This window comes from Actinomycetota bacterium (assembly GCA_035536535.1).
Taxonomy (GTDB): Bacteria; Actinomycetota; JAICYB01; order JAICYB01; family JAICYB01; genus DATLNZ01.
Genome location: DATLNZ010000077.1, coordinates 21282 through 31581, shown reverse-complemented (window position 1 = coordinate 31581; position 10300 = coordinate 21282). Strand labels below are relative to the sequence as shown.

At 69.0% G+C, this 10300-nt stretch carries 11 protein-coding genes, 3 tRNA genes and 1 other RNA gene; 11 read left to right on the top strand and 4 right to left on the bottom strand.

Annotation, left to right across the window (positions count from 1 at the left end; translation table 11 throughout):
• Window positions 1–14 precede the first annotated feature (14 nt).
• Together VNE62_05175 and tadA are read left to right on the top strand one after the other, a co-directional pair.
• Window positions 15–149 (top strand): DUF2277 family protein, encoded by a 135-nt coding sequence (locus VNE62_05175; protein HVE91673.1) that lies wholly within the window; start codon window positions 15–17, stop codon window positions 147–149.
• 94 nt (window positions 150–243) lie between these two features.
• Window positions 244–726: a tRNA adenosine(34) deaminase TadA gene (gene tadA, locus VNE62_05170; protein HVE91672.1), complete on the top strand. Its 483-nt coding sequence runs from the start codon at window positions 244–246 to the stop codon at window positions 724–726.
• On the opposite strand, the gene VNE62_05165 is transcribed toward tadA, so the two are convergent.
• Window positions 708–794, bottom strand: a tRNA-Ser gene (locus VNE62_05165). The two genes, tadA and VNE62_05165, sit on opposite strands and share 19 nt — an antisense overlap.
• Before the next feature lie 71 nt (window positions 795–865).
• Here VNE62_05165 and VNE62_05160 point away from each other — a divergent pair.
• The 6 genes from VNE62_05160 to VNE62_05135 all read left to right on the top strand — a co-directional run bounded on the left by VNE62_05160 (window position 866) and on the right by VNE62_05135 (window position 5912).
• A tRNA-Ser gene (locus tag VNE62_05160) sits at window positions 866–956 on the top strand.
• 159 nt (window positions 957–1115) lie between these two features.
• Window positions 1116–1215: signal recognition particle sRNA small type (gene ffs, locus VNE62_05155), an RNA gene on the top strand.
• A 38-nt stretch (window positions 1216–1253) separates the two neighbouring features.
• The gene (dnaX, locus tag VNE62_05150; GenBank protein HVE91671.1) at window positions 1254–3002 is read left to right on the top strand and encodes a DNA polymerase III subunit gamma/tau; all 1749 of its coding nucleotides are present in this window, start codon (window positions 1254–1256) and stop codon (window positions 3000–3002) included.
• Window positions 3003–3602 carry a recombination mediator RecR gene (gene recR / locus VNE62_05145; protein HVE91670.1) on the top strand — a complete coding sequence of 200 codons (600 nt, stop codon included), beginning with the start codon at window positions 3003–3005 and terminating at the stop codon, window positions 3600–3602.
• Between the two features lies 1 nt (window position 3603).
• Window positions 3604–4869 (top strand): aspartate kinase, encoded by a 1266-nt coding sequence (locus VNE62_05140; GenBank protein HVE91669.1) that lies wholly within the window; start codon window positions 3604–3606, stop codon window positions 4867–4869.
• Complete coding sequence (locus tag VNE62_05135) at window positions 4866–5912, top strand: aspartate-semialdehyde dehydrogenase (GenBank protein ID HVE91668.1); 1047 nt, start codon at window positions 4866–4868, stop codon at window positions 5910–5912. The genes VNE62_05140 and VNE62_05135 overlap by 4 nt, the downstream gene beginning before the upstream one ends.
• Here VNE62_05135 and VNE62_05130 read toward each other — a convergent pair.
• The 3 genes from VNE62_05130 to VNE62_05120 form a co-directional block, all read right to left on the bottom strand.
• Entirely contained in the window at window positions 5909–7120 is a 1212-nt protein-coding gene (locus VNE62_05130) for a GNAT family N-acetyltransferase (protein HVE91667.1), read from the bottom strand. The two genes, VNE62_05135 and VNE62_05130, sit on opposite strands and share 4 nt — an antisense overlap.
• Window positions 7081–7374: a MazG nucleotide pyrophosphohydrolase domain-containing protein gene (locus VNE62_05125; protein HVE91666.1), complete on the bottom strand. Its 294-nt coding sequence runs from the start codon at window positions 7372–7374 to the stop codon at window positions 7081–7083. Before VNE62_05125 ends, VNE62_05130 begins: the two co-directional genes overlap by 40 nt.
• 52 nt (window positions 7375–7426) lie before the next feature.
• A tRNA-Pro gene (locus tag VNE62_05120) sits at window positions 7427–7500 on the bottom strand.
• Between the two features lie 89 nt (window positions 7501–7589).
• Between VNE62_05120 and VNE62_05115 the strand changes: the two genes are divergently transcribed.
• Genes VNE62_05115 through VNE62_05105 form a run of 3 tightly spaced genes read left to right on the top strand, consistent with a single transcriptional unit; the run spans window position 7590 to window position 10264 of the window.
• Window positions 7590–8624, top strand: a complete 1035-nt coding sequence (locus VNE62_05115; protein HVE91665.1) for a glycosyltransferase family 4 protein — start codon at window positions 7590–7592, stop codon at window positions 8622–8624.
• A 34-nt stretch (window positions 8625–8658) separates the two neighbouring features.
• Complete coding sequence (locus VNE62_05110) at window positions 8659–9753, top strand: hypothetical protein (GenBank protein HVE91664.1); 1095 nt, start codon at window positions 8659–8661, stop codon at window positions 9751–9753.
• A 37-nt stretch (window positions 9754–9790) separates the two neighbouring features.
• Window positions 9791–10264, top strand: coding sequence for a RidA family protein (locus VNE62_05105; protein ID HVE91663.1), 474 nt, complete (start codon window positions 9791–9793; stop codon window positions 10262–10264).
• Window positions 10265–10300: the final 36 nt, after the last annotated feature.

Below are 10300 nucleotides of genomic sequence, written 5' to 3'. Positions count from 1 at the left end.
AGTTTGTCAGAAAGGTGAGCGGCTACCGGGAGCCGTCAAAGGCGAACCGGGAGGCCTTTGAGCGCTCTGTGGACGAGATTGCGGGGTCCACGACCCGGCTGCTCTCCGAGCTTGCCGCTGCTCCCGCAAAGCAGAAGGCGCTGCTCTGAGCGGCGCCTTCGCAAAACTTTGCCGGCAGTCTCCTGACCGGAGTCATCCCCGGCTCCCGGATTTCCAAACCTGTCGCCTGCCTGCTGCTGCGCCATGACGGGCCCAGCCTCGGACGACGGCTTCATGCGGCTGGCACTCCAGGAGGCGCTGACGGCCCCCGGCCACGGCGACGTCCCCGTGGGCGCGGTCCTGGTCCGATCGGGCGAAGTGGTAGCTCGGGGCCACAACACACGGGACCTGGTCCAGGATCCGTCCGGACATGCCGAGATGAGCGCGCTGCGGCTGGGGGCCGAGAGGCTGGGCACGTGGCGCCTGGAGAGCTGCGAGATGTTCGTGACGCTCGAGCCGTGCCCCATGTGCGCGGGAGCGATCGTCGCAGCCCGCATCGACCGTCTGGTGTTCGGCGCCTGGGATCCCAAGGCCGGTGCGTGTGGGTCGCTCTACAACATCCCGGAGGACCCGCGTCTCAACCACCGCACGCGGGTGCGACGGGGGGTTCTGGCGGACGAGTGCGCCGAGCCGCTCGCCCGGTTCTTCGGCGAGCGGCGCGCTGGGGGCGGAGGAGGAGGGATTTGAACCCTCGGAGCCCGTGAAGGCTCACGCGCTTTCGAGGCGCGCCCATTCGGCCGCTTTGGTACTCCTCCGCCGAGGAGTCTACGCGAGGGGTTCGGCACCCGCCCTTCGGCGCGGCCGCCCGGCGGCTACTGTATTCGGCGGAGGAGTCGCATAGCCCGGTCGAGTGCGCACGCTTGGAGTGCGTGTAGGGGGTGAAAGCTCCCTCGTGGGTTCGAATCCCACCTCCTCCGCTGTGGTGTAAGCCTGCGGGCCCGCCGGGCGCCTGATCGTTCTTGCGACGCGGCGGGCCCCATCAGCGGGATCCCGCGCTAGGCCGGGCCCCCCGGCCCCCGTGTCCACGCCGCCGGTAGAATCGGTCCGGACCCCAACACGTCCTGGATTGGTGCGGCGATCGGGTCCCGCGCGACGGAGGCTCGTGAACCCCGCCAGGCCCGGGAGGGAGCAACGGTAAGCGATCTCCTCCGGGTGCCGCGGGGAAGCCTGGTCGCCGCTCCAATCCAGGACGCGACGACTACCGAGGCCCGGCCTTGACCTATCTGTCCCTGTACCGAAAGTGGCGCCCGGCGACGTTCACCGACGTCCCCGACCCCTACGCGACGGGGTCCTGTCCCCATCTCGGTCAGGAGCACGTGACCGAGACTCTGGCGGGGGCGTTGCGTGAGGACCGGGTCGCCCACGCCTACCTGTTCTCGGGACCCAAGGGAACGGGCAAGACTTCGACGGCCAGGATCCTCGCGAAGTCGTTGAACTGCGAAAAGGGTCCCACCCCGGAGCCCTGCGGCAAGTGCGTCCAGTGCCGGGAGATCTCAGACGGCATCTCTCTGGACGTCTTCGAGATGGACGCCGCCTCACACACGTCCGTCGACGACGTCCGGTCGATCCGCGACTCGATACCCCTGGCGTCGGCGTCCGGGGGCCGGAAGGTCTACATCATCGACGAGGCGCACCAGCTGTCCACGCCGGCGTTCAACGCGCTGCTCAAGATCCTCGAAGAGCCTCCGTCCCACGTCGTGTTCGTCCTGTGCACCACCGAGTCCCACAAGCTGCCGGCGACCGTGGTGTCCCGGTGCCAGCGATTCGAGTTCAGGAGGATCTCGGCGTCGCTGCTCTCCGGTCACCTCTCGGCGATCGCCGAGCAGGAAGGCTTCAAGGTCGAACCGGCCGCGCTGGCGCTCATCGCCCGCCACGCCCGCGGCTCGGCCCGCGACGCCCTGGCCCTGTTGGACCAGGCCGCGGGATCGGCACAGGGATCGATTACCCGTCAGGACGTCGTCCAGATGGTGGGCGAGGCGCCCGAGGACGTCCTGATGGGACTGGTGTCGGCGATCGCGGCGCAGGACGTCGCCGAGGTGTTCAGGCAGGTCGAGGCGATCGTGGAGCGTGGATGGGACCCCCGCCAGCTGCTGCGGCAGCTCATGGAGCAGTTCCGGTCGCTTTTCCTCGTCTCCCACGGCGCCCACCACGTCCTGGACGCCGACGAGCAGGCGGCCGTCCGCCTGCGGGAGCTGGTCCAGGTGTTCACGCCGGCTCACCTGGAGTGGGTGCTCCGGGTCCTGGGGGAGGCGCAGGCCGACGTGCGCTCGGCGTCCCACCCGCGGCTCACCCTCGAAGTGACTCTGGCCAGAGCGGCATGCCTTCAGGCCGATACGGCTCCCCTCGTCGCGCGGGTGGAGCGGCTCGAGCGGGTGATTCTGCAGGGGGGGCATGGTCCTCAGGCTCCGGCCGTCCAGGTGGCACCCACCGCTGCCACAACCTCAGCGCCGCCGCGGCCGCGCACGACGGCGGCCGGGCCCCCGCCGGCCCCGGCCAACGGAGCGTCACAGGCAACCCCCGCAGCGGACATTCCGCAGCCGGCCCCGACCCAAGCGGACGACGAGCCCCAGCGGCCGGAGGCCGAGGCGCAACAGCAGCCGGCCGACCCCGCGGAGAAGGGACTGCAGGAGCAGTGGGACGCGTTTCTGGCGGGAGTCCGGGCCCGCAAGCGGACCACGCACGCGCTGATAAAGGAGGCATGGCCGCTGGAGGTCAACGAAGGGGTGCTGGTAGTCGGCTTCGAGCGCAGCTTCCACGCCGAGGCCATCCAGAAGACCGAGCACACCGCGCACCTCGCGGCGGCGTCGAAGGAGGCCTTTGGCCGCTCGCTGAAGCTCCGGCCGGAGGTCAAGCCCGGGACCAACCCCGCCAAGGCGCAGGTCGCGGCCCCCGTGGCGGCGACGCCCGACGAGCTGGTCATGAAGGGGCTGGGGGCCGAGATCGTCGAGGAGACGGACGTCTAGGTGTCCGTCTTCTCACCACTGGTCCAGCGGCTGGTGGACGAACTCAACCGGCTTCCCGGCATCGGCCCGAAGAGCGCACAGCGCCTCGCCCTTCACGTCCTTCGCGCTCCCTCCGACGACGTGGAGCGGCTGGCGTCGGCAATGCGGGAGGTGAAGCTGAAGATCACGTTCTGCCGGACGTGCTTCAACCTTGCTGAGGGAATGCTGTGCCCGATCTGTTCGGCCTCCGGCCGCGACCTCGCGATCGTCTGCGTGGTGGAGGAGATCAAGGATCTGGCGGCCATCGAGCGCACGGCGGAGTTCAAAGGCGTCTACCACGTCCTCGGCGGCTGCATCTCCCCCCTGGACGGGATCGGGCCAGAGGATCTGCGCGTGCGCGAGCTGCTGGAGCGGGTGGGAACAGACGCCGTGTCCGAGGTGATACTCGCGACGTCGCCCAGCGTCGAGGGCGAAGCGACCGCGATGTACCTCAGCCGCCTGCTGAAGCCTCTGGGGATGAAGGTCACGCGCATCGCTTCCGGGCTCCCGGTCGGCGGTGACCTCGACTATGCCGACGAGGTGACCCTCGGACGCGCGCTCGAGGGGCGCCGCGAGGTCTGAGATGGGGATCATCGTCCAGAAGTACGGCGGATCGTCGCTGGCCGACGCGTCGCGGATTCACAACGTCGCGCGGCGGATCGTCGCGACGGCGTCCGGCGGCGACCGGGTGGTCGCGGTGGTGTCGGCGATGGGAGACACGACCGACGAGCTGTTCGCGCTGGCCAGGTCCGTCAACGAGCAACCGCCCCCCCGCGAGCTGGACATGCTCGTCTCGGCCGGGGAGAGGATTTCCATGTCGCTGGTCGCGATGGCCATCGACAGGCTCGGACGCGAGGCAGAGTCGTTCACCGGCTCCCAGGCCGGGATCATCACCGATGCGCTGCATGGCAAGGCGCGGATCGCGGACGTCCGGCCGCGCAGGATTGTGGAGTCGTTGGACAAAGGGCGCATCCCGATCGTGGCCGGCTTTCATGGCGTTTCCGGGGACACGCTGGACATCACCACGTTCGGCCGCGGCGCGTCGGACCTCACCGCCGTTGCGCTCGCCGCTGCCCTGGAAGCGGACGTGTGCGAGCTGTGCAAGGACGTGGACGGAGTGTTCACGGCCGATCCCCGGATCGTGCCGGAGGCCCGGAAGCTGCACGCAGTCAGCTACGAGGAGATGCTTGAGATGTCTGCCACCGGCTCTCGCGTGCTCATGGCGCGATCGGTCGAGCTGGCCCGGAACCACCGCGTTGTTCTGCACGTGCGATCGTCATTCGTGCAGGAGCAGGGGACCTTTGTTTCCGAAGAGGACGAACGGATGATGGAGAAGGCGATCATCTCGGCGGTCACGCATGACACGTCCGAGGCGAAAGTGACGTTGGAGGGCGTACCGGACCAGCCTGGGGTGGCGGCGCTGGTGTTCAAGCCGTTGGCGGAGGCTGAGGTCAACGTGGACATGATCGTGCAGAACGTGTCGCACGAAGGCCGGACGGACATCTCCTTCACCGTTCCCATTGAAGACCTGCCGCGAGCGATGGACACGATGCGGCGGGTTACGCAGACGATCGGAGCCAACTCCGTGGACAGCGACCAGGAGATCGGCCGGGTGAGCCTCGTGGGCGCGGGGATGCGGGTGCACCCCGGGGTCTCCGCCGACATGTTCCATGCCCTGGCGGAGGCCGGGGTGAACATTCTGATGATCTCCACGTCGCCCATCCGCATCTCCTGCGTCGTGCGCAAGGACCAGGTGGAGCGCGCGGTGCAGGCGGTCCACGACCGGTTCCGGCTGTCGCAGGAGGTCGTCTACCGGGCGGAGCACCCGCCTCCCGCCCCGGCGCAGTGAGCCTCAGGGTCGGCATCGCCGGAGCGACCGGGGTGGTCGGCGAGACGGCCCTGTCGATCCTGGCGCAGCGGGGATTTCCGGTAGGTGAGCTGAGGCTGTTCTCGTCGGCGCGCTCGGCCGGCAGGCGCGTCACGTGGCAGGACACCGAGGTCGTGGTCGAGGAGCTCTCGGACCCCCGCCTGCGCGATCTGGACCTGGTTCTGAGTTGCGTCGGCTCAGACACGGCCCGCGAGTGGGTGCCGCGGATGGTGGCAGCCGGGGCGGTGGTCGTGGACAACTCTTCGGCCTTCCGCCAGGACCCCGGTGTGCCGCTGGTGATCCCAGAGATAAACCCTGAGGCTGCCGGCACACACGCCGGTATCGTCGCCAACCCCAACTGCACGACCGCCACCGTCTGCATGGCGGTCGCGCCGATTCATGCGTCGGCCCGCATCGCCGCAATGACCACCACGTCGTATCAGTCCGTGAGTGGAACCGGCCGCGAGGCAATGGAGGAACTGTTGGACCAGGTCCGCAAGGCCGTTGACCAGGTCCCTGCCCTGCGGGGCGAGGAGCCGCTGGACGTGGGGGAGCCCCACGTTTACCCGCACCCCCTGGCGTTCAACCTGTTCCCCCACTGCGAGTCGTTTCCCGATGGCGGGGACACGTCCACCGAGGAGCAGAAAATGGTCTTCGAGACGCAGAAGATCCTCGGCTCCCAGGATTTGCGTGTCCACGCGACGTCGGTCCGGGTGCCGGTGCTCGTCGGGCACTCCGTGTCCGTGTCCGTCTCCCTGGACCGCGAGCTGCCGCCGGACGAGGCCCGCCGCGCGATCTCAGGGTTTCCCGGCGTTCGGGTCCTGGACCGGCCGGGAGAAGCCGTCTATCCGACGCCGTTGCAGTCCGCGGGCATCGACGAGGTGCTGGTGGGCAGGATCAGGCGCAACCCGGCGGTCCCGAACGGGCTGTCCCTTTTCGCCTGCGGAGACAACCTGCGCAAGGGCGCAGCCCTCAACGCGGTGCAGATCGCGGAGCTGTTGTTCGGGATCGGGACCGGGGGCTAGAAGAAGTCCGGAAGCCACGGCGGGGGCCCGGCGAACACCGCCGACGCCTTGGACAGCTCGGCCTCGGATCCGGACGCGTACCCCGCGGCGACGGTCTCGGCCCCCGTCAAAAACCCCGTGTACATCGAGGCCAGGCCCCGGACGTCCACCGACAGCTTTCCGCGGCCCCCCTTGCGGACGGCACCATGCCCCCCGGACACCTCGAGCACGAACCGCCCGTCATTCCACGGCAGAACGTCGTCGGCCACCTGCAGGTGCAGCTCGGCCTCCAGCCCACGCGGGTAGCCGCGTGCCTCGAGAGCGGACTTCACGTCCACGATCCTGGTCATCCAGGTCCACATGCGGGTCACTTCCCACTGCTGCTCCCGCAGCATCAGAAGGACCGGGTCGGCGACGTGGCCGACCCACAGCACGTCCCGCGAGAACGACCGGTGGTCGGCGAAGAAGGTCCACAGCCGGCGCGCGGCAGCCGCGGTCAGAGCGACGAAGTCCTGCAGAACCAGGTCGTAGCGCCACTCCTTGTCCCGGCGCTGCGTAAAGGCGACGTAACCCTCCGGCCCTCCGGACCCGGACGCCACGTACAGGTGGATCTCTTCGCGCTCGGGACTGACCAGCCTCTCCCACATCTTCGGGGGCCGGTCCAGGTGCCCCGAGGCGGACCGCGACCGCCGGTCATACAGCGCCTTGATCGTTTTTGCCGCGGACGCATCAACGCGCTTGATGTCCAGCGTGCGGTCGCGCAGGTCCACCGAGTGCACGGGCAGCTTAAAGCGCGACCATGTGCCCGAAAGCTCATAGCCCGCTCTGCGGTAGACGGGCTGCGTGGCCGGGAACAGGGCGGACAGGGGAACGCCGGCCTGGTGCATCTCCTCGAGGGCCGACCGCATCATCGAAGAAGCCATTCCGGACGACCGCACCTCGGGGTCCACGCCCACGGCCGCCACGCCGGTCATGGGGATGCTGCTCCCACCGAACCACTGGGCCCAGGGCAGAAGCAGCAGGCTGCCGGCCACCCGCCCGCTCCGCCGGATGACCCGAAGATCCTCCGCGGGCGTACGCTTCAGCCACTGCTCGCCCTCCTCGCGGGTCCTGAGGTAGGTGCGGTTGAGAATCTCGACCAGCTCTGCCAGCTCCGCGTCGCCGTCGGGGCGCCCGTATGCCGGCCGGCTCATGCCGACGGCGGGCAGGAGCAGGGAGCGCTTCCGCACTTCGGACAGCCTGCCCCGTAGCGGCTGGCGGCCACCGTCTCGAGGTTCACTCCCACGAGCGAAGCCAGCGACGCCAGCCAGGCGAACACGTCGGCGAACTCCTCTTCCAGGTTTTCGCGGTCCTCGCCGCGAAGCGCCCGGGACAGTTCGCCCACCTCCTCGACCAGCCAGGCGAAGGTCCGGGCTGCGCCCCGTTCGCGGTCCCGGACCAGGTAGATGCGTTCTATCTGCTGTTGAAACGTGGCGATGTCCACATGAACCCCTTCCCACGAAGCGGGGGCCCGGTGGCGACCGGGCCCCCGACAGTCGGGACGGCGGGATTTGAACCCGCGACCTCAGCGTCCCGAACGCTGCGCGCTGCCAAGCTGCGCTACGTCCCGATGGCGGACATTCTACTCCCTGTAATCTTTGCTCCCGGAAGGCGCCCCGCCTTCCACGTAATCCACGTCCGGCTGTTGTGCGAGGTGACATGGCCCTTCGGATCGCCCAGCTCGCTCCCCCGTGGCTGCGCGTGCCTCCAGTGACCTACGGCGGGATCGAATGGGTCGTGTCGTCGTTGTCCGACGAGCTGACGGAGCGCGGCCATGACGTGACCCTGTTCGCCCCCGGAGGCAGCAGCACGAAGGCGAAGCTGGTCTCACCCTTTGCGGCCCCTCCCCGAGGGACCGACCGGATCGGCGAGCTGGCCCCTGAGCTGCTCCACGCGCTCAGCTGCTACATCCACGCCGAGGATTTCGACGTCATCCACGACCACGGGGGGCTGGCGGGACCTGCGTTCGGCGCGTTCTCGCAAACCCCGGTGATCATCACGGTCCACGGCCCGTTCACCCCGGACCAACGCCGCCTCTACGACCTGGTCAAGGATCGCGTGAACGTGGTGGCGATCTCCCATGCGCAAGCGGCGGACATGCCGGACATCTCCTATCTGGACGTCATCCACAACGGAATCGACGTGGACGCTTTCCCGTACCAGCCGGAAAAGGAGGACTACCTCGCCTACGTCGGCCGCTTCACCCCCGAAAAGGGGGCCCACATCGCGATGGACGTGGCCCGACGTTTGGGGATGCGCCTGGTCCTGGTGGGCAAGGCCGCGGAGCCGCACGAGAAGGCCTACCTGCAGGAGCGGATCTTCCCCAATCTCGGCCCCCTAGACGACTACCGGGGCGAGGTGACCGAAGAAGAGAAGCGGCGGATCTATGCGGGGGCTCGCTGCGTCCTTTTCCCGATCAACTGGCACGAGCCCTTCGGCCTGGTGATGGTCGAGGCACTCGCCTGCGGGACGCCGGTGATCGCCACGCGCCACGGAGCGGTGCCCGAGGTGATGGTGGACGGTGTCACCGGCTACATCGTGGACGACCCGGAGGACATGCCGGACCGGTTCGGCCGGCTGGATGCGATCGACCCGCAGACCTGCCGGCAGCACGTTCGGGAGAACTTCTCCGCCCGCGCGATGGTGGAGCGGTACGAGGCTGCGTACCAGCGGGTGATTCAGAATTCCGCGTGACCGTCCTCGGACACCGGCGGGCGGCGGCTCCCGGGTGAACGTCGCACTGCGCCGGTACCGGCTGCTGGCAACGGCCGGGGTGGTCCTGGCCTGTTTGGCCCTCGCTCCCGGCTCGTCGGCTCAGGACGACCTGAGGAGGGTGGAGGTCGTCGCCGTCCAGGGGATCATCGACTCGGTGGTCGAGAGGTCGATCACGACCGCCATCCGCGTGGCGGGGCGCGAGGGAGCCGAGGCCGTCGTGCTGCAGGTGGACTCCGCCGGCGGCATCGGACGCGGCCGCCCGGACCGGTTGTCCCGGGTTCTGCGTGAATCGCCCGTGCCGGTGATCACGTGGGTTGGCCCGCCGGGCGCCAGAGCAGCGAACTCCGCGGCTGCCGTCGTGACCTCGTCGCACGTCGCTGCGATATCGCCGGGTTCGGCCCTGGGTCCGGCGACGGCTCTCGACCTTCGCGAACGCGGTACGGCGGCGGGGTCGTTGAAGGTCCCGTCTGCGATACGCGATCGTGCGCTGTCCGCGGAGGAGGCGGAAGAGCAGGGGCTCGTCCAGATGGTCGCGCTGCAGCTTCCCGACGTCCTCAGAAAGGTGGACGGCCGCGTCGTGAGAGCCGGAGGCCGTGAGCTCACGCTGCACACGAACCCGGACGGCCTGCGCGTGAGGTTCCGCAAGCAGGACCTGCTCGGCCGAGTCGGCCACGCAGCCTCGCAGCCGTCGCTTGCCTACCTGCTCATCCTGCTGGGGCTCGTCGGAATCGTGTTCGAGCTGTTTCACCCCTCGACGGGACCTGGGGGCGTGGCGGCCGTCGTGAGCCTGGGGCTGGGCCTGTTCGGTTTCGTCACGCTGCGCGGGTCTTGGCTCGGCCTGGCGCTTCTGGTCGCGGGAGTGGCGGCCTTTTGCGTCGACCTGCGGCTCGAGTCGCTGGGCCTGTTCACCCTGCTGGGTGTGGCGGGACTGGTGGCGGGCTCGCTGCTGCTGTTCCCCGCCCCCCTGCTGAGGGTCTCGCCCTGGGTGCTGGCGCTCGGGATATCCGGGATGGTGGCTTTCCTGCTGGGCGCGATGACGCGTGTGCTGAGAGACCTGAGAGCAATCGCGCGTGGTGAGCTCGAGGTGACCGACCCACACCCGCACTGAGCGGCTTTGTCCGACGATTGGAGAGAGAGGAATCGCAATGAACCCTGAACGCAGGCTGGAGGAGCTGGGGTTGTCGCTCCCCCAGGCCGCGAAACCCGTGGCGGCGTACGTTCCAGCGGTTCGGGTGGGTGATCTGGTGTTCATTTCCGGACAGATCCCGATGCGCGACGGCTCCCCGGTCTGCCTGGGCAAGGTCGGCGCAGACGTGGACGTCGCCACCGCCACGGACGCCGCAAAAACCTGCTGTGTCCAGGGCCTGGCCGCGCTCAAGACAGTCATAGGCGACCTGGGTTTCGTCCGGCGTGTGGTGCGCATCGGCGTATTCGTGGCCAGCGCCGAAGGCTTCACCGGACAGCCTCAGGTCGCCAACGGGGCATCCGAGCTTCTTGAGCAGGTTTTCGGGGAAGCGGGGCGCCACGCCCGGGCCGCCGTCGGCGTCGCCGAGCTGCCCTTGGGGGTCTGCGTCGAGGTCGAGCTGCTTTTCGAGGTGTCGCCGCCGGATGGCATCTGAGGGAATCGGGCGGCAGATTCGTCCCGCCCGGCAGGG